We start from the raw sequence: 19,269 nt of genomic DNA, 5'->3' as shown, positions 1-19,269 counted from the left end.
CATGGTCCCGAAAAGTTGCAGACTTCCCGGATAGACCATGCGGTAAACCCTAGAGCGCTTCCGCGCCCGAAATGATTTCGATCAGTTCCTTGGTGATCTGAGCCTGACGCTGACGGTTATACGTGATCGACAACTTGTTGATCATGTCACCGGCATTACGCGTCGCATTGTCCATGGCGCTCATCTTCGCGCCCATTTCGCCCGCCACATTTTCCAACAGTGCGCGGAAAATCTGGACCGAAATGTTGCGTGGGATCAGCGTGCTCAGGATCGCCGCAGGATCAGGTTCGTACTCATAAATCGCATCGCCTGCAGCCTCCGCCTGCGCAACATCGCCAGCCGAAGCCGGAATGATCTGCTGCGCAGTCGGGATCTGTGCAATCACCGACTTGAATTCGGAATAGAACAGGGTGCAGACATCAAATGCGCCTTGTTCGAACAGCTCGATCACCTTGTGGCCGATCTGGTCGGCATGCACAAAAGCGAGCTGCTTGACTTCGCGCAAATTGACGTGGTCGATGATCAGAGAGGCAAATTCACGACGCAGAATATCTGCGCCCTTCTTGCCGACCGTGATGATCTTGACCGTCTTGCCTTCAGCGAGGAGCTTGCGGGTATGATCGCGCGCCAGGCGTGCGATTTGGCTGTTGAAACCGCCGCAAAGGCCACGTTCTGCAGTGCAGACGACGAGCAGATGCACGTCGTCCTTACCTGTACCGGCCATCAATGCCGGTGCATCTTCGCCGCTGACATTCTGCGCGATATTAGCGAGAACGGCGCCCATGCGCTGCGAGTAAGGCCGCGCGGCCTCCGCAGCTTCCTGGGCACGGCGCAGCTTCGCCGCGGCGACCATCTGCATCGCCTTGGTGATTTTCTGCGTCGCCTTGACCGAGGCGATACGGTTTCTCAGATCCTTTAGTGAAGGCATCCGTTCATCCCGTCACAAAATTCAAGCGAAAGACTTGGCGAACGCGTCGACCGCTGCCTTGAGCTTTGCTTTGATGTCGTCGGTGAGTGCTTTCTGATCGCGGATCGCATCCAGCACATCCTTGTGCTCGGTGCGCAACGAAGAAAGAAGACCTGCTTCGAACTTGCCAACCTGGTTGACGGCGATCTTATCGAGATAGCCATTCACACCGGCATAAATCACGGCAACCTGTTCTTCCGTCTTGAGCGGCGAGAACTGCGGCTGCTTGAGAAGCTCGGTCAGACGCGCGCCACGGTTCAGCAAACGCTGGGTCGAGGCATCGAGATCCGAACCGAACTGTGCGAAGGCGGCCATTTCACGATACTGGGCGAGCTCGCCCTTGATCGAACCGGCGACCTGCTTCATGGCCTTGACCTGAGCCGAAGAACCAACGCGCGAAACCGACAGACCGACGTTAACAGCCGGACGGATACCCTGATAGAACAGGTTGGTTTCGAGGAAGATCTGGCCGTCGGTGATCGAGATCACGTTGGTCGGAATGAAGGCCGAAACGTCGTTGCCCTGCGTTTCGATGACCGGCAGAGCCGTCAGCGAGCCAGCGCCGTTTTCGTCGTTGAGCTTTGCAGCGCGTTCGAGAAGACGGGAGTGCAGATAGAAAACGTCGCCCGGATAAGCTTCACGGCCCGGAGGACGACGAAGCAGAAGGGACATCTGACGGTAAGCAACAGCCTGCTTGGACAGATCGTCGTAACCGATGAGAGCGTGCTGACCGTTGTCACGGAAGTATTCGCCCATTGCGCAACCTGCGAACGGAGCGAGGTACTGCATCGGAGCCGGATCGGAAGCGGTAGCAGCGATAACGATCGAATATTCGAGTGCGCCGCGTTCTTCGAGAACCTTGACGAACTGAGCAACAGTCGAACGCTTCTGGCCGATAGCAACGTAAACGCAATAAAGCTTTTCGCTGTCCGGGCCGTTGTCGTGGATCGGCTTCTGGTTCAGGAAGGTGTCGAGAATGATGGCGGTTTTGCCGGTCTGACGGTCACCGATGACCAGCTCGCGCTGACCACGACCAACCGGGATCAGAGCGTCAACAGCCTTGAGGCCGGTCGACATTGGCTCATGAACCGACTTGCGCGGAATAATGCCCGGTGCCTTGACGTCGACGCGGCGACGCTCGGTAGCAACGATTGGGCCCTTGCCGTCGATCGGATTGCCGAGAGCGTCGACAACGCGGCCGAGCAGACCCGGACCAACAGGCACGTCAACGATGGCGCCGGTACGCTTGACGACGTCGCCTTCCTTGATGTCACGGTCGGCACCGAAGATAACGACACCAACATTGTCGTTTTCAAGGTTGAGCGCCATGCCGCGAATGCCGCCGGGGAATTCGACCATTTCACCAGCCTGAACATTGTCCAGACCATAGACGCGAGCAATACCGTCGCCGACGGACAGAACCTGACCGACTTCGGAGACCTCAGCCTCCTTGCCGAAGTTCTTGATTTGCTCTTTCAGGATAGCGGAAATTTCCGCAGCGCGGATGTCCATCAGCCGACCTCTTTCAGTGCAAGCTTGAGAGAAGATAGTTTGGTGCGAAGGGACGTGTCGATCTGACGCGAACCCATCTTGACGATAAGACCGCCGAGGATCGACGGATCGACGGTGACGTTAATCGTCACGTCCTTGCCGGCCACGCTCTTCAGCGTTGCCTTCAATTCGTTTTCCTGCGCAGCGGTCAGCGCATGCGCGGAAGTGACATCGGCGGAAACTTCTCCGCGATGTTCAGCAGCAATCTTGTGGAATGCGGCGATGATGCCCGGCAGGGCGAAAAGGCGGCGGTTCGCTGCGACGACGCGCAGGAGATTTCCCACCAGACCCTTGATGCCCGCCTTGTCGGCAATGGCGCCGATCGCATGGAGCTGGTCTTCCGAAGAAAATACCGGACTGGAGATCAGACGCTTGAGGTCCTCGCTTCCGCTCAGAAGCGCCTCGAAACGAACAAGATCTTTCTCCACAGCAGCAACGGACTTGGCTTCGAGCGCCAGCTCGAAAAGCGATCCGGCGTAACGCTGTGCCACACCTGAAATGAGCGAAGACGTTTCAGCCACGAACAACCTGCTCTCTACGTTGAAACCATCCTTTTGGGGCCCAATGTTGCTCAGGACGCCAAGCCGATGATTTTATTGAATGTTTCCGGAAAACCACTGACGCGCGAGCACGTCAACACCGAAATGTGATTGCCGTCTAGCATAGACGAACCGGACTCGCAACACGCGAATCCCGCACTTTTGTGTAAGTTTTGTCGCGTTTTCCGATCAAAAAAGTCGCAGGGTTAACCGATGAAGCCAAACGCGTAGAGCAATGGCCCGGCGGCCAGAAGGAATTCTACAATTCCTGCCAACCAGTTATAGATCGTGCCGCCGCCGCGTCCGACATTATCGGACATCATCGAGATGAAGCGCCCGAACAGGGCGAAGCCCCACGCCGCCCCCAGAACAACCCACAAGAAGGGTTGTGCAAAAATGAGGCAGCCAAGCCCCAGACCGAGATATGGACCGGCCAGCACGGCGCGGATGGAACTGAACGCTTCCGGTCGCGCATTGACCGGCTGCAACCGCAACAGCTTCATGGTGATGCCGGGCGCAAACAGCATGACGATGCCCGCAAAGGCCGTCACGGCTGCCGAGCTCCAGGCGAGCCATTCGCCGGTCGTGGTGGGAAGATAGAATTCCATCGCGATCACCCCTCAATTTGAACAGCACGGCTATAAACCAGTTTTGCCCAAACGAAAACCGATCGCACGGCATGAACGCACATCAATGGAGCCAGTCCTCAGCGCGATAGCGAACCGCGCATCCCGATGATGCGCGCCAGAATCGACCGGATGAAGAGGATGGCCACGGCACCGATCACCCAGATGATCGCAAGCGCGGGCGCAAGCAAACTCTGCAGCAATCCAATACCTGAACCGGCTATCTGGTCCAGTTTGGTCGTATCCAGCAGCGCTGTTACTTCCGAACCGATCAGGCTTTTTCCGGTCTCGGCCAGAACCGCTCCGTTGCCGCTGATCCAGACGATCACAGCATCCGAGATGGAATAGGCAAACCACATTAACAATGTCCAGACCACCAGCCCGAAAAGGGCGACCAGCCAGAATCCGGGACCATTCTTCGCTGATGATTGCGCGGGTTGGGAAGGGGTATATTTCATTGGTCTCAAGCCTCATTGGAACCTTGAAAACCAGTCTGCATCCTCTAGCGACTAGAGAAGCAAGCCCCTATTTCTTGCAGGCACGTCGATAGTTGCCCAACCTTACAAAAAGCTTTGCGGATCGATGTCAACCTGCACCCGGATGGAGCCTCGCTCCTTGGGTGATGCAGCCAGCAAAGCACGGATAAAGGATTGAATATCCGCGCGTTTTGTCCCGTGGATCAAGATTCGGAAACGATGCCTGCCGCGCACCAGCGCCAGCGGCGCTTCGGCGGGACCGAGCACGGAAATCTCCGAAGAGGACGGTGCGGCGCGGCGAAGCGCACGCGCATGGTTTTCCGCATCCGGGCGGTTATCGGCCGAGATGATCAACGCAGCAAGCCGTCCGAATGGCGGCAGAGCGCTGCGCTCCCGCTCCTCGATCTCGCGAGCATAAAAGGCTTCCGCATCGCCGCTGACAATGGCGCGCATCACCGGATGATCCGGCTGATAGGTCTGGATTAGACCGAGGCTCTTGCGACCCGTACGGCCCGCACGGCCCGTCACCTGATTGAGAAGCTGGAAAGTGCGTTCGGCGGCGCGTGGGTCGCCATTGGCCAGCCCCAGATCAGCATCCACCACGCCCACCAGCGTCATATTGGGAAAATTGTGCCCCTTCGCGACAAGCTGCGTGCCGATGACGATATCCGCCTCGCCCTTCGCAATGGCGTCGAGTTCCAGACGCAGCCGCTTCACACCGCCCGCCATATCAGACGAAAGCACTATGATTCGCGCTTCGTTGAACGTCGCGGCAACTTCCTCCGCGATCCGTTCCACGCCGGGGCCACAGGCGACCAGATGATCGAGTGTGCCGCATTCCGGGCAGGCTTCGGGCACCGGCTCGTGATAACCGCACTGATGGCACATCAGCTGGCCGCGAAAGCGATGCTCGACCAGCCAGCTTGAACATTGCGGGCACTGAAAGCGGTGACCGCACACCCGGCACAATGTCAGCGGCGCATAGCCGCGACGGTTGAGGAACAGCAGGGCCTGTTCGCCGCGCGCGACGGTCTTGCCGACCGCTTCGGTGAGTGCGGGCGACAGAAAGCGTCCCGGCGGCGGCGGTGACCGCCGCATGTCGATGGTTTTAAGATCGGGGAGTGCGGCTTCCGCATAACGCCCGTAAAGCTTGATTCGCTTGTAGCGGCCCTGATCCGCATTGACCTGACTTTCGATGGACGGCGTGGCCGAGGCCAGCACCACCGGGAAACCGCCAATATGGCCGCGCACGACGGCCATATCGCGGGCGTTGTAGAAAACCCGGTCTTCCTGTTTGTAAGCCGGATCATGTTCTTCATCGACCACGATCAGCCCCAGTTCCTTGAAGGGCAGAAACAGCGCCGAACGGGCGCCCGCAACCACCCGTACCGTGCCTTCCGTGACCTGACGCCAGACGCGCTCGCGGGTGCGGGGCGCAAGGTCGGAATGCCATTCGGCGGGCTTGGCACCGAAACGATCATGAAAGCGGTCGAGAAACTGCTGTGTCAGCGCGATTTCGGGCAGGAGAATCAGCACCTGCTTGCCCTGATCGAGCGCCTTGGCGACAGCTTCGAAATAAACTTCGGTCTTGCCTGATCCCGTCACGCCATCGAGGAGGGAAACGGAAAAACAATCCGCCACGACGGAATCAGAAAGCATTTCGGCGGCTGCCTGCTGGTCTTCCGAGAGCGTGGCGCGGGCATAATCCGTGTCGGGCTTCGCCACTACGGCGGGCGGTGGCAGCATCACTTCATCAAAGACGCCCTGCGCCTTCAATCCCTCTACGACCGTTGCCGAAACGCCCGCCGCATGGGCGAGACCCGACCGGGTCCAGGCAAGCCCGTCGCGGGCAAGCTCCATCACGCGGGAGCGCGCGTCGGTCATGCGTTCCGGTTCACCGCCGGAATAACGCAGGCCCGGCACAGACGGCTCAGGGTCGAAGGCGGCAGGCACGCGCAAAACCATACGCGCCACCATGCCGGGCGGCGAAAGCGTGTAATCCGCAGCCCAGCGCATGAAGCGGAGCATCTCGCCATCCACCGGTGGACAATCGAACACTTCGGAAATCGCTCTGAGCTTTTTGGCGTCGACCGCATCGGTTTCGCCCTCACAGACGATGCCCGCGACTTCACGCGGTCCGAGCGGGACGCGCACGATCGACCCGGGCTGGACGTTCATGCCCTCCGGGACCATATAAGAATAAGGCCGTTCTGCTGGCATAGGCACCAGCACGGGAACCACGCGCGGCGTGAAGCCCGGCAGCGCGTCCGAAAACAGGCCCAGAACAGGGTTAGCAATATCGTGCGAATCTTTCGACATGATCGCGTGACCTTGGCGCGGCTTTGCGCTAAAGAAAAGCCACCTTCCGGGACTTAAACGGATTTAGCTCCCAAAACCACCCGCGCTCACTATGGAGGAACGCTGTTATGAAGTTTTTCGTGGACACTGCGGACGTCAAGGAAATCCGCGAACTGAACGACCTTGGACTGGTCGATGGCGTGACCACCAACCCATCCCTCATCCTGAAGTCGGGTCGCAATATCGAGGAAGTTACCAAGGAAATCTGCTCCTTCGTCAAGGGTCCGGTTTCTGCCGAAGTTGCCGCGACCGAATATGAGCAGATGATGAAGGAAGCTGCCCACATCGCCAAATATGCAAATAATATCTGCATCAAACTGCCCGTAACCTTCGACGGACTCAAGGCCTGTAAGGCTCTGTCTTCCGATGGCCACAAGGTCAATATGACGCTCTGCTTCTCGGCCAATCAGGCGCTTCTTGCAGCCAAGGCTGGCGCGACCTTCATTTCGCCATTCATCGGTCGTCTCGACGATATGGCTATCAATGGCATGGAACTGATTGCTGAAATCCGCACGATCTATGACAATTACGATTTCCGCACCGAAATTCTTGCCGCTTCGGTTCGTACCGTCAATCACGTCAAGGAAGCAGCGCTGATCGGTGCCGATGTCGTGACCGCGCCTGCGGCAACGCTCAAGGCGCTCGTCAAGCATCCGCTGACCGACAAGGGCCTCGAAACCTTCCTCGCCGATTGGGCGAAGACCGGTCAGAAGATCGCTTAATCAGCGATTTTTGCGAAACAAATGAAAGGCGGGCTTCGGCCCGCTTTTTTATTCCAGAACCGTTTCACCATCCTGCTTGCTGACCCGAATCGGCCTGCTGCCGCAATGCTCGGCTATAGCGCTGGCAAGAGCGCTGGAATGGGTTACAACCCAGATCTGGCTGCGTTCTGACGCCTGCGCGATCATTCGCGCAAGCGAGGGGATCATGTCCGGGTGCAGGCTTGCTTCCGGTTCGTTCAGCGCGATCAATGGCGGCAGGCGGTAGGCTAAAAGCGCGCCCGCCAGCGCCAATAGGCGAATCTGTCCGTCGGACAATTCGCCGGGTCGAAAGATGCGGGGCGGGAAAGCTGGAAAATTCAGGCCGAAACTGGCGGTTTCTTCCGGATAAGGAACGACCAGTTTCGCACCATCCAGCGCCTCTTCTATAAAGCGATCCAGATCGACCGTATCCTGACGGATATGCGCAAGCGTGGCAAAGACTGAGGCAAGATTGCCGCCATCCTCGTCCAGCATGGCTGCGGTGGCCGCAATGGAAGGCTGGCGTGCAGGAGCGTCGCGGTCGCTTCGGAAGCCGTGATAAAATCGCCAGCCACGCAGTTGCGCCGCGAGGTCGCCGATCTCGGGATAATGGCCCGACTGACCAAGCACGGCCAGCCCGCTTTCCGATGTCAGAAGCCGCGTCGGATGCTCCATGCGCCGCCCTTCCCCATCGCGGGCAAAGACCGCCGGACCGCGCCGGTCCATGAGATCGACCGGGCGACGACCCGTATCGAGATTAAGCTGTTCTTCCTTGATCTGCGGCTCGAAAGGAAATGCCCCGGAAACAGGTGGCGGCAAACCCGCCTCCACCCGATAGGAAAGGCGCGACGCCAGCCTTTCGTCCTCGAAATCCGCTTCCAGAATGATCCGCGCCGATTCGTGCTTGCGACGACCGCCGCTCCACATGGCCGACTGCATGCCGCCTTCCCGCACGATCTCCGTGGAGAAATTGCCTTCCGCAGCCGCCTTGATCAGTTGCAAAGCCCGATAGAGATTGGATTTGCCCGCCCCGTTTTCACCGACGAACACCGTCACCTGTCCAAGATCGAACCGGACAGAACGCAGCGAACGATAGCCTTTGGCCGAAAAGGAAGCGAGGCGCATGATTTCCACAACAGGCTGACACAACAAGGGCGGCACATGCCGCGCCGCCCTTTATATCCGTCTCGATGCGAACCACAAATTCCAATCAACCGGCCAAGGCCGTCACAGGCTCGAACCGGCGATTGTCTCTTGGCCGCGCATTATTCCCATTTCATCTCGCCCTTGATGACCTTGGCGCCCAGTTCCAGGCTGCTTTCGCCGCCCAGATCCGGATAGCGCTTCTTCATCGCAGCGATAAGCGTGGCACTATCCTTGGCCTTGTCGGCCTCCTCATCGAATGCAGCGATATAATCGCGGGTGAATTTGACCGCCGAAACATCCGTCGCAGAACCGGCCATCATATGGGCCGGGACAACCACTTCAGGATTGCGAGCCGCAATCGCATCGAGGTTCTTGATCCATGCCTCGCGCTGCGCCTTGTCAGCCGTATCGGCCAGCCAGATATGCTCGCCTGCGCCAATCAACACGCCGCCGAACACCGCCTTCAGCGATGGCACCCAAAGATAGCGGCGGTTCTTCATGCCTTCAGTCGGGACGATCTCAATCTCGTTGCCTTCCAGCGTGAGCGTCTTCACATCCGAGGCCTGCGGCAGGACCAGATCGGAGAGGTTCTGCGGGCCATTATCCTTCAGCTGCGGTCCCCAGACCTTAAGCTTCGTCTCGACATTGCCATTGATGGCGGCAACGGTTTCAGGAGCAGCGATGATTTTGACATCCGGGAAAGCCGACTTGATCTCGCGCAGGTTGAAATAATAGTCGGGGTCGCTCTGGCTGACATAGACCGTGGTGAGCTTCTTGCCGGTTTCCCTGATCTTTTCGGCAACGGCCTTGCCATCGGAGAAGGTAAAACCGCCATCGAGCAGAATGGCTTCCTTTTCCCCCGTCAACAGAACCGGCGTCCGGTTGAAGCCATTCTCATCGGCCTGGAAAAACTGCCACTGCAACGGCGCTGCCTTTTCCTGTGCCGCTGCCGGACCCGCAACGGCCAGTCCCGCCACGCCTAGTGCCGCAAAGGCCATGCCTTTCATGAGGTCTGAAAATCGCATCATCTGAATACTCCTGAAATAATGATTGAACCGACGGACACACCGCGCGGCTTTCACGCATGACGCATGGGGAAGTCGCTTCCCATTTTTCGCGTCACGCCTCGGGCAATATGCAAATTGTAAATTAGTTCATTTAAAACAAGGAGTTATAAAAATGTTTGCAGGGAACAGCAATGTTACCTTGCTGAATTCCTTGAGCCTTTTTGTGGTTAGCGAAACAAAAAAAACGGCGCCCGGAAGCGCCGCTTTTGTGATTTCAGATCAGAGGAACGATCAGAGCTTCGACAGCTTCTGCGCCAATGCGAGGAAAACCTGTTCGGCCAGTTCTTCCGCGGCGCGCTTGCGCGCATCGCGTTCTGCACGAAGGTTTGCGAATTCCTGACGCGGACGATCGAAGGAAGCGCCCGTCGTGCGCGTGCCCGTGGCGAGCGGCTTGCCGTCCTTGTCACGCAGCACGAAATTCGAAGTCGCCTTGACGATACCAGCCGATGGACGGCCCGTGCGGTCGGTCTGATCGCCGATATCCACGCTTACGGCGGAAATCGTGCTCGTGCTGAGGCCGAGGCTCAGACGATACATCGGGTTGGCTGGTTCACCAGCGCCACCGCCGAGCAGGAAGATCAGGCGATTGCGCACCTGCTGGCCATAGACATCGCCAGCCGGATCGATGGACACGGAAGCAAGCTTGGTGCGCATATCCGGCGTCACACTGCCGCCGATCGAACCACCGGCACCGCCGCCCGACGAATAAAGCGGCTGCACCGTGCAGCCAGCAAGGAGAACCGCAGCTCCCACAGCCACAAAAGCGACGCGGAAAGTCTTGATTGCGGAGAGGAAACGATCAGGCAACGACATTGACGATCCTTTGCGGCACCACGATAATCTTCTTCGGCGAGCCCCCGTTGAGCGCAGCCTTGACGAAGTCAAGTTCGAGCACCGCCTGCTGGATGCTAGCTTGATCAGCGTCGCGGGCGATTGTCAAATCCCCACGCTTCTTGCCGTTGATCTGCACCGGCATCACGATCTCGTTTTCCACCACCAATGCGGCGTCGAAGAGCGGCCATGGCGCGCGGGCGACCAACGTTTCCTGTCCGGCGATCTTGCCGCCCAGTTCCGTCAGGCACTGTTCAGCAAGATGCGGCATCATCGGTGCGAGCATCTGGATAAGCTTTTCCGTGGCGTCACGAACAGCGCCCTTCAGCTCATCATCGGCCTTGTCCGAAGCGACAAGCTGCAACGGTGCTGCAAGCGCATTCACCAGCTCATAAAGTCGCGCAACGCCGCGATTGAAAGCGAGCTTTTCGATATCGTCGCCAACAGCGTTGACCGTCTTATGCACGGCCTTGGAAACGGCAAGCGCTTCGCCCTGCGAACCGGTCTTCGGCGCGACATCCTTCAGATGTTCGGCTGCTTCCGACACCAGACGCCAGACGCGCTGCACGAAACGATGCGCGCCTTCGGCGCCTGCTTCCGTCCAGATCACGTCGCGTTCCGGCGGCGAATCGGACAGCATGAACCAGCGCGCAGTATCTGCACCATAAGAAGAGATGATATCGTCGGGATCAACGACGTTCTTCTTCGACTTCGACATCTTCTCGATGGAACCGATTTCAACCGGCGCACCGCTATCCAGCATGGTTGCGGTGCGCTTGCCGTCAATGTCCTCGATGCGGATATCGGCAGGAGCAACCCATTGGCCATCGGCCTTGTAGGTTTCGTGCACAACCATGCCCTGCGTGAACAGGCCCTTGAAGGGCTCATCCAGACCGACATGGCCCGTAACCTTCATGGCGCGGGTGAAAAAGCGCGAATAGAGCAGATGCAGGATCGCGTGTTCGACACCACCGATATACTGGTCGACCGGCAGCCAGCGGTCGGCAATCGCACGATCGGTCGGCTCGTTTTCCCACGGCGCCGTGAAGCGCGCATAGTACCAGGACGAATCGACAAACGTATCCATCGTGTCCGTCTCGCGACGGGCTTCGCCACCGCATTTCGGGCACTTCACATGACGCCATGTGGCATGACGGTCCAGCGGATTGCCCGGACGGTCGAAATCGACATCGTCCGGCAACTTGACCGGCAGATCGGCGCGCGGCACCGGATTGACGCCACAGCTCTCGCAATGGATCATCGGGATCGGGCAGCCCCAATAGCGCTGGCGCGAAATGCCCCAGTCGCGCAGACGGAACTGCACCTTGCGGGCCGCTTGCGGACGATTGCCAAGCGTGGTCTGTTCCAGACGGTTTGCAACCTCGTTGAAGGCTGCTTCCGGCGCCAGACCATCGAGGAAACGCGAATTGATCATCACGCCGTCATCGGTATAGGCCGTGTCGGTGATGGCAAAAGTGGCAGCGTCCTCGCCCTTCGGCAGCACGACCGGCGTTACCTTCAGCGCATATTTATTGGCGAAATCCAGATCGCGCTGGTCATGCGCCGGACAGCCGAAAACAGCGCCCGTGCCATATTCCATCAGCACGAAATTGGCGACATAGACCGGCAGCTCCCAGTTCTCGTCGAACGGGTGCTTGACCTTGACGCCGGTATCAAAGCCCTTCTTTTCAGCGGTTTCAAGCGCTGCAAGCGAGGTGCCGTGCTGGTGGCATTCTTCGATGAAGCCGGTCAGCGCAGCATTACCTTCGGCAAGCTTCTTGGCCAGCGGATGATCGGCGGAAATCGCGACAAAAGCCGCGCCGAACAGTGTGTCGGGACGCGTCGTGTAAACCTCGATCTCCGAGAAGCCTTCCGGTGCCGTCTTGCCGTCGAGCGCGAAACGAACCTGCAAGCCTTCCGACTTGCCGATCCAGTTGCGCTGCATCAGGCGAACTTTTTCCGGCCACTGGTCGAGCGTGTCGAGACCGGCCAGCAATTCTTCGCTGAAATCAGTGATCTTGAAGAACCACTGCGTCAGTTCGCGCTGTTCGACCAGCGCGCCAGAGCGCCAGCCGCGACCGTCCACCACCTGCTCATTGGCGAGCACGGTGTTGTCCACCGGGTCCCAGTTGACCTTGGAGGTTTTGCGCGTCACCAGACCTTTTTCGAACAGGTCGATGAACAGCATCTGCTGACGATGGTAATATTCCACATCGCAGGTCGCGAATTCACGCGACCAATCAAGCGACAGGCCCATGGACTTGAGCTGGCGCTTCATCGTTTCGATGTTCTGGTAGGTCCATTCCTTCGGATGCACCTTGTTCTGCATCGCGGCATTTTCCGCAGGCATGCCGAACGCGTCCCAACCCATCGGGTGGAGCACATTGAAACCCTTGGCACGCTTGTAGCGGGCAACGACATCGCCCATCGCATAGTTGCGCACATGGCCCATATGGATGCGCCCCGATGGATAGGGGAACATCTCAAGCACATAATACTTCTCGCGCGGATCGCTGTTGTCCGTTTCGAAAGTCCGGTTTTCTTCCCAGACTTTCTGCCAGTGAGCTTCCGCCACGCGCGGATTATAACGTTCGGCTGCCATGTCCGTATTTACTCGTACGAAGGTGATGCAATAAGGAGAGTCGATATTTAATGGCGACCTTCACCACGTATTGGCGAAAGCGTCAACCTTTTGCGGATGAAAAGCCTGAAAGCGAGAGTTTCATGTCAGATATCGTCACGAACCTGAACACGGTCAAGGCCGCAATCGCCAATGCCGAAAAGGAAGCGCATCGCAACGAAGGTTCGGTCACGCTCGTCGCCGTGTCGAAAACCTTCGCCGCAGACGCGATCCGCCCGGCGCTCGATGCCGGACAGCGCGTCTTCGGCGAAAACCGCGTGCAGGAAGCCCAAGCCAAATGGCCTGAACTGCGCGAACACTATTCCGGCATCGAACTGCATCTGATCGGCCCGTTGCAATCCAACAAGGCAGCCGATGCCGTCGCCCTGTTCGACGTCATCGAAACGGTGGACCGCGAGAAGATCGCAGCCGCGCTTGCCGACGAGATCACCAAGCAGGGCAAGAGCCCAAAGCTCTATGTGCAGGTCAATACGGGTCTGGAAGAACAAAAGGCCGGCATCGCACCGAAGGACGCCGTCGCCTTTGTCGCACGCTGTCGTGATGAACATGGCCTCGCCATCGAAGGGCTGATGTGCATCCCGCCTGCCGATGAAAACCCGGGACCACATTTTGCCCTGTTGGAAAAGCTCGCCCGCGAAGCTGGCGTCGAGAAGCTCTCCATGGGCATGTCAGGCGATTATGAGACCGCTATAGGCTTCGGCGCGACCTCGGTTCGGGTCGGCTCAGCGATTTTCGGCGGTCGGTCCAATACGTCTCCGGCCTGATTTTTTCAGTCGTGCAGGAAGTTAGTGCAGAACGATCTCCCCCTGCACATTTTTCCAGTCCGATGGGCCGAGCAAGCGGCAATGGGTGTAAGTCACCGAATGCAGCGGCCCGTCGATTTCCCGTTTCCAGAACTCGATGAAATGATGCAGCACCGGAAATTCCGGCGCGACATCATATTCCTGCCAGACAAACAGCTGCAGCAGATGCGGGTGATCCGGCATGTGATAGAAAAGTTTTGCCGTCGTCAGACCGTAACCGGCGAGTTGCAGTTCGAAGGCCGATCTCGCGTGAAAAGCGGACGTCGTCATGGCGATTTCCCCTTTTTTTGAAGAGCCGTATATTTGGCTCCTGTATTTGAGATAATCGCTCCAAATGGTTTTTAAAGTGTAAAAACAATATGTTAGCACCATAAAGACATGAGTGCTGCCAATGCGGAGATTTAGCCTGCGTCATTGTGGACGGCAGACGGTCCTATCGTCTAATTTACCTTCACCGCTTAGGAAGCTAGATAGGACCCAACAGTGGTTACGAACCACGCACCGACGAGAGGACGTTGGTGAAACTTGGAGGAAATGATGTCGGAAAAGCTTTACCCCGTGCTGCCGGAGGCAAAGAAGAACACGCTCATTGACAATGAGACCTACCTCGAATGGTACAAGGAAAGCGTGAGCGATCCGGATGGCTTCTGGGCCAAGCACGGTCGCCGCATCGACTGGTTCAAGCCTTTCACCAAGGTCAAGAACACCGATTTTAACGGCGACGTTTCCATCAAGTGGTATGAAGACGGCGTCACCAACGTTTCCTATAATTGTATTGATCGCCACCTGAAGAGCCGTGGCGACAAGGTCGCCATCATCTGGGAAGGCGACAATCCGTATATCGACAAGAAGATCACCTATCGCGAGCTTTACGAAAACGTTTGCCGCATGGCGAATGTGCTCAAGAAGCACGGCGTCAAGAAGGGCGACCGCGTCACGATCTATCTGCCGATGATCCCGGAAGCAGCCTATGCCATGCTCGCCTGCGCGCGCATCGGCGCGGTGCATTCCGTGGTTTTCGCAGGCTTCTCACCCGAAGCGCTGGCCGGTCGTATCGTCGATTGTGAATCCACATTTGTCATCACCGCCGATGAAGGCGTGCGTGGCGGCAAGCCGGTTCCGCTGAAGGAAAACACCGACACCGCCATCGATATTGCCGCCAAGCAATATGTCATGGTCAACAAGGTGCTGGTCGTGCGCCGCACCGGCGGCAAGGTCAGCTGGGGCCGTGGCCGCGATCTGTGGTATCATCAGGAAGTCGCCAGCGTCGAGCCGCATTGCGAACCGGAGCCGATGAATGCGGAAGATCCGCTCTTCATCCTCTACACGTCCGGTTCCACCGGCAAGCCGAAGGGCGTACTGCACACCACGGGCGGCTATCTCGTCTATGCTTCGATGACCCATCAATATGTCTTCGACTATCACGACGGCGACACCTATTGGTGCACGGCGGATGTGGGTTGGGTCACGGGCCATTCCTATATCGTCTATGGACCGTTGGCCAATGGCGCCACGACGCTGATGTTTGAAGGCGTGCCGAATTTCCCCGATCAGGGCCGGTTCTGGGAAGTCATCGACAAGCACCATGTCAACATCTTCTATACCGCGCCAACCGCGATCCGCGCGCTGATGGGCGCTGGCGATGAATTCGTGACGCGTTCTTCCCGCTCATCGCTCCGCCTGCTCGGCTCGGTCGGCGAGCCGATCAATCCGGAAGCCTGGGAATGGTATTATCATGTGGTCGGCGAGGAAAAGTCGCCCATCGTCGATACCTGGTGGCAGACGGAAACCGGCGGCATTCTGATCACGCCGCTGCCCGGCGCGACCGACCTCAAGCCCGGCTCCGCCACGCGCCCGTTCTTCGGCGTCAAGCCGGAGCTCGTGGATAATGAAGGCAATGTGGTCGATGGTGCGACCGATGGCAATCTCTGCATCACCGACAGCTGGCCCGGCCAGATGCGCACGCTTTACGGCGATCACAAGCGCTTCATCGAGGCTTACTTCTCCACCTATAAGGGCAAGTATTTCACCGGTGACGGCTGCCGCCGCGATGAAGACGGTTATTACTGGATCACCGGTCGCGTCGATGACGTGCTGAATATTTCCGGCCATCGCCTCGGCACGGCGGAAATCGAATCGGCGCTTGTCTCACATCATTCGGTTTCCGAAGCAGCCGTTGTTGGCTATCCGCACGGGATCAAGGGACAGGGCATTTATTGCTACGTCACCCTGATGACCGGCGCGGAAGCACAGGATGCCGACGAACTGCGCAAGGAGCTGACCCAGCACGTGCGCAAGGAAATTGGCCCCATCGCAACGCCGGACAAGATCCAGTTCGCGCCCGGCCTGCCGAAGACCCGTTCGGGCAAGATCATGCGCCGTATCCTGCGCAAGATCGCCGAAGACGATTTCGGTTCACTGGGCGACACGTCAACCCTCGCCGATCCGGGCGTGGTGGACGACCTGATCGAAAACCGTCAAAACAAGAAGTAAAACAGAAGGGCCGGGATTTTCCCGGCCTTTTCATTTTTGGATGCGCCCTCGCCCTCCTCATTCTGAGGAAGCGTCCTGAGCTTGTCGAAGGCCGCTGTCTCGAAGGATCAGGAGGGAAGCACAGCCTCGTCCTTCGACACGGTGCTACGCACCGGCTCAGGATGAGGGGCGCGCGCAGGCCGCAGGAGCGGAAATATCTGAAGCTTAGAAGTCGATTGTCCGCCCCTTGATCTCCCAATCGCCGAAGCGCGCCGGGTCCTTGCCGCCGCGCCCGCCGATTTCACGCGGAGCCTTGGCACTGGTTTCGGCAGCACGGCGTTCTTCCGCTTCCTTGAGGGCGCGCTGGGCAGCCGGAGGCAGATCGTCAAACTTGCGCGGCGCAGCGTTCTCGTCGATGTCGGTTTCGTCGCGTTTATCGGTCATCCGCTGAAGTCCTATTATTGAAGCGCAGGCTTTTGATACCCATCATATAGGCAGGAATAGGTGGGACGCAAAACCCTGTTTGAGATAAACTCTCGCTGAATTGGAGATCACGACGCATGAATATGACGAAAACTGCCATGCTGATTGCTCTCATGACAGTCATGTTCATGAGCATCGGCTATTTGCTGGGCGGCGGCGGCGGCATGATGATCGCGCTCGTCTTCGCTATCGGCATGAATCTGTTCGGCTACTGGAATTCCGACAAGATGGTGCTGCGCATGTACAATGCGCAGCAGGTGGATGAGCGCACCGCCCCGGATTACTACCGCATGGTGAGCGGCCTTGCCGCCAATGCCGGTCTGCCGATGCCGAAGGTGTTCATCATCCACGAGGACCAGCCCAACGCCTTTGCCACCGGGCGCAATCCCGAAAATGCGGCTGTCGCCGCCACCACGGGTCTTCTCCAGCGCCTGACACCGGAAGAAGTCGCGGGCGTGATGGCGCATGAGCTGGCGCATGTGCAAAACCGCGATACGCTCACCATGACCATCGTGGCGACGCTGGCCGGTGCCATTTCGATGCTCGGCAATTTCGCCTTTTTCCTCGGCGGCAACCGGGAAAACGGCAATGGTGTCATTGGTGTTATCGGCACCATTCTGGCGATGATCGTCGCGCCCTTTGCCGCGATGATCGTGCAGATGGCCGTGAGCCGTACCCGCGAATATGCCGCCGACAAACGTGGCGCGGAAATCTGCGGCAATCCGCTATGGCTGTCTTCGGCGCTTAACAAGATCGCCCGCAGCGCCAAAGCCACCGTCAATGAAAATGCCGAACACAACCCGGCAACGGCGCATATGTTCATCATCAATCCGCTGAGCGGACGGGGTGCCGACAATCTTTTCTCAACCCATCCGGACACCGACAATCGCATCGCGGCGCTTGAACAATTGGCCGGAGAAATGGGCATTCGCTCAACCGGAATGGCTCCCCGCGCTGCTGCCCCGTCACAAAACAGTGGTCCCTGGGGCCAAAGAAGTGGTAATGCAGGCGATAACAACAGTGGCGGTTCCGGTTATCTATCGGGGGCCATGGTCCTGAAAATCATCTCATAAAAGCAGAATAGCGTGAACGATAAGAAGCCCGCGCCAAAGCGCGGAAACAACAAGCCATCGGTGCAGAACAACGCGGTGGAACGCCCCGGCTTGAGCGCGCGTCAATGTGCGGCGCGCCTGCTGGGTGCGGTGATCGAAAAGAACACCTCGCTGGACGGTCTTACCGACAACAGCCATGGCCATCCGCAATATCTGGCGCTGGAACCGCGTGACCGCGCGCTGGTACGCGCCATTCTGGGTGCAAGCCTGCGCAATCGCGGCGCCATTGAACGGGCCATTTCCAAACGTCTCGACCGCCCGCTGCCGGAAAACGCCGTCGCGTTGAAGCACCTGCTGCATGTCGCCGTGGCGCAGATTTTCTATCTCGACCTTCCCGATCATTCGGCGGTGGATCTGGCGGTGGAAGCCGCCAATGCCGATCCGCGCAATCGCAAATATGCCGGTCTGGTCAACGCATTGCTGCGTCGCCTGTCGCGCAACAAGGAACGCGCGCTGGCACACACGTTGCTACCGGAAGGCAACGTGCCCGAATGGTTCTCCAAGAGCATCGTCGATGCTTACGGCGCGGAAAAGGCTGCGGCCATCTTCGCCATGCATGCCTTTGAGCCGCCAATCGATTTCACCGTGAAGAGCGACCCGGAGCTATGGGCCGAGAAACTTGGCGGCATTGCGCTGCCGAACGGCTCTGTCCGTGTGCAGACGGTGGAGGGTGCACTGACCGATCTTCCGGGCTTCGCCGAGGGGGACTGGTGGGTGCAGGACGTGGCGGCAAGCCTGCCTGCACGCCTGATGGGCGATATCAATGGCAAACGCGTCGCCGATCTCTGCGCCGCGCCCGGCGGCAAGACGGCCCAGCTCGTGCAGCAAGGTGCCCGCGTCACCGCGCTCGACATGTCCGAGAACCGGCTGAAGCGCCTGCGCGGTAATCTGGAACGGCTTGGTTACGAGGCGAAGACCGTTGCGACCAATCTGATGGATTTTGCGCCGGAAGAGCTTTTCGACGCAGTTCTGCTCGATGCGCCCTGCTCTTCCACCGGTACGGTGCGCCGTCATCCCGACGTTCCGTGGACCAAGACGCCACAGGATATCACCAAGCTTGCCGATCTTCAGGGCAAGCTGCTGGCCCATGCTGCAACCTTGGTAAAGCCCGGCGGCGTGATCGTCTTTTCCAATTGCTCGCTGCATCCGCTCGAAGGCGAGGAAATGGCGCGCAGGGCGGCAGAAAATCCGCTGCTGGAGCCTTTCCCGATCACCGTGGACGATTGCGCCGGTCTGGAAGGTCTGATCACCAGCGAAGGCTATCTTCGTTCCACGCCAGCCGATCTTCCGCCCGAGCGTTTCAACGGCGATCCGCATAGGGCGGGCATGGACGGTTTCTTCGCAGCACGCTTCAAGCGGCGCGCGTAAGCCAAACTAAATCGTAAAAATTGTCATAACGGGGTGCGATACCCGTTATGGTTAACGCTCGATTCATCATTCTATAGAATTGTAAAGAA

16 protein-coding genes and 1 pseudogene are annotated in these 19,269 nt (G+C 58.5%); 5 read left to right on the top strand and 12 right to left on the bottom strand.

Annotated features, from left to right (window positions below; genetic code table 11):
- Positions 1 to 49: 49 nt before the first annotated feature.
- The 6 genes from WIX40_RS15600 to WIX40_RS15575 form a co-directional block, all read right to left on the bottom strand.
- The gene (locus WIX40_RS15600; RefSeq protein ID WP_171318705.1) at positions 50 to 928 is read right to left on the bottom strand and encodes a F0F1 ATP synthase subunit gamma; all 879 of its coding nucleotides are present in this window, start codon (positions 926 to 928) and stop codon (positions 50 to 52) included.
- 21 nt (positions 929 to 949) lie between these two features.
- Positions 950 to 2,479, bottom strand: a complete 1,530-nt coding sequence (gene atpA, locus WIX40_RS15595) for a F0F1 ATP synthase subunit alpha (protein ID WP_124915895.1) — start codon at positions 2,477 to 2,479, stop codon at positions 950 to 952.
- Positions 2,479 to 3,039 carry a F0F1 ATP synthase subunit delta gene (locus WIX40_RS15590; RefSeq protein WP_109370319.1) on the bottom strand — a complete coding sequence of 187 codons (561 nt, stop codon included), beginning with the start codon at positions 3,037 to 3,039 and terminating at the stop codon, positions 2,479 to 2,481. Before WIX40_RS15590 ends, atpA begins: the two co-directional genes overlap by 1 nt.
- A 224-nt stretch (positions 3,040 to 3,263) precedes the next feature.
- Positions 3,264 to 3,665, bottom strand: coding sequence for an AGROH133_08824 family phage infection protein (locus WIX40_RS15585; protein ID WP_109369818.1), 402 nt, complete (start codon positions 3,663 to 3,665; stop codon positions 3,264 to 3,266).
- A gap of 98 nt (positions 3,666 to 3,763) precedes the next feature.
- Positions 3,764 to 4,141 (bottom strand): hypothetical protein, encoded by a 378-nt coding sequence (locus WIX40_RS15580; RefSeq protein ID WP_147438008.1) that lies wholly within the window; start codon positions 4,139 to 4,141, stop codon positions 3,764 to 3,766.
- A gap of 102 nt (positions 4,142 to 4,243) precedes the next feature.
- A complete protein-coding gene (locus WIX40_RS15575) occupies positions 4,244 to 6,478 on the bottom strand; it encodes a primosomal protein N' (RefSeq protein WP_339440555.1) in 2,235 nt (744 codons plus the stop codon).
- 107 nt (positions 6,479 to 6,585) lie between these two features.
- On the opposite strand from WIX40_RS15575, the gene fsa reads away from it, so the two are divergent.
- Positions 6,586 to 7,239 carry a fructose-6-phosphate aldolase gene (gene fsa / locus WIX40_RS15570; RefSeq protein WP_339440554.1) on the top strand — a complete coding sequence of 218 codons (654 nt, stop codon included), beginning with the start codon at positions 6,586 to 6,588 and terminating at the stop codon, positions 7,237 to 7,239.
- A 48-nt stretch (positions 7,240 to 7,287) separates the two neighbouring features.
- Here fsa and WIX40_RS15565 read toward each other — a convergent pair whose 3' ends face one another.
- The 4 genes from WIX40_RS15565 to leuS form a co-directional block, all read right to left on the bottom strand.
- Positions 7,288 to 8,382, bottom strand: a complete 1,095-nt coding sequence (locus WIX40_RS15565; protein WP_109369822.1) for an AAA family ATPase — start codon at positions 8,380 to 8,382, stop codon at positions 7,288 to 7,290.
- Positions 8,383 to 8,522: 140 nt separating this feature from the next.
- Positions 8,523 to 9,431 (bottom strand): MBL fold metallo-hydrolase, encoded by a 909-nt coding sequence (locus tag WIX40_RS15560; protein WP_339440553.1) that lies wholly within the window; start codon positions 9,429 to 9,431, stop codon positions 8,523 to 8,525.
- Between the two features lie 270 nt (positions 9,432 to 9,701).
- On the bottom strand, positions 9,702 to 10,283 hold the full coding sequence (gene lptE, locus WIX40_RS15555) for an LPS assembly lipoprotein LptE (protein ID WP_109369823.1): 582 nt from the start codon (positions 10,281 to 10,283) through the stop codon (positions 9,702 to 9,704).
- Positions 10,270 to 12,903 carry a leucine--tRNA ligase gene (gene leuS, locus WIX40_RS15550; protein WP_339440550.1) on the bottom strand — a complete coding sequence of 878 codons (2,634 nt, stop codon included), beginning with the start codon at positions 12,901 to 12,903 and terminating at the stop codon, positions 10,270 to 10,272. Before leuS ends, lptE begins: the two co-directional genes overlap by 14 nt.
- Before the next feature lie 122 nt (positions 12,904 to 13,025).
- Between leuS and WIX40_RS15545 the strand changes: the two genes are divergently transcribed.
- Positions 13,026 to 13,706, top strand: coding sequence for a YggS family pyridoxal phosphate-dependent enzyme (locus tag WIX40_RS15545; RefSeq protein ID WP_339440549.1), 681 nt, complete (start codon positions 13,026 to 13,028; stop codon positions 13,704 to 13,706).
- Positions 13,707 to 13,727: 21 nt separating this feature from the next.
- Here WIX40_RS15545 and WIX40_RS15540 read toward each other — a convergent pair whose 3' ends face one another.
- Positions 13,728 to 14,015 (bottom strand): usg protein, encoded by a 288-nt coding sequence (locus WIX40_RS15540; RefSeq protein WP_109369825.1) that lies wholly within the window; start codon positions 14,013 to 14,015, stop codon positions 13,728 to 13,730.
- 267 nt (positions 14,016 to 14,282) lie between these two features.
- Here WIX40_RS15540 and acs point away from each other — a divergent pair, with 267 nt between their 5' ends.
- Entirely contained in the window at positions 14,283 to 16,238 is a 1,956-nt protein-coding gene (gene acs / locus WIX40_RS15535) for an acetate--CoA ligase (RefSeq protein ID WP_339441060.1), read from the top strand.
- A 204-nt stretch (positions 16,239 to 16,442) separates the two neighbouring features.
- Here the strand turns inward: acs and WIX40_RS15530 are convergent, their stop codons facing one another.
- The gene (locus WIX40_RS15530; protein ID WP_140026194.1) at positions 16,443 to 16,661 is read right to left on the bottom strand and encodes a DUF1674 domain-containing protein; all 219 of its coding nucleotides are present in this window, start codon (positions 16,659 to 16,661) and stop codon (positions 16,443 to 16,445) included.
- 116 nt (positions 16,662 to 16,777) lie between these two features.
- Between WIX40_RS15530 and htpX the strand changes: the two are divergent.
- Positions 16,778 to 17,759: pseudogene (gene htpX / locus WIX40_RS15525) on the top strand (zinc metalloprotease HtpX).
- A gap of 26 nt (positions 17,760 to 17,785) precedes the next feature.
- Complete coding sequence (locus WIX40_RS15520) at positions 17,786 to 19,180, top strand: RsmB/NOP family class I SAM-dependent RNA methyltransferase (RefSeq protein WP_339440548.1); 1,395 nt, start codon at positions 17,786 to 17,788, stop codon at positions 19,178 to 19,180.
- Positions 19,181 to 19,269 lie beyond the last annotated feature (89 nt).

Origin of the sequence: Ochrobactrum teleogrylli (assembly GCF_037482325.1) — a bacterium.
Taxonomy (GTDB): Bacteria; Pseudomonadota; Alphaproteobacteria; order Rhizobiales; family Rhizobiaceae; genus Brucella; species Brucella teleogrylli.
Note: the sequence above shows the minus strand (reverse complement) of the source record. Positions and strands in the feature narration are given on the sequence as shown.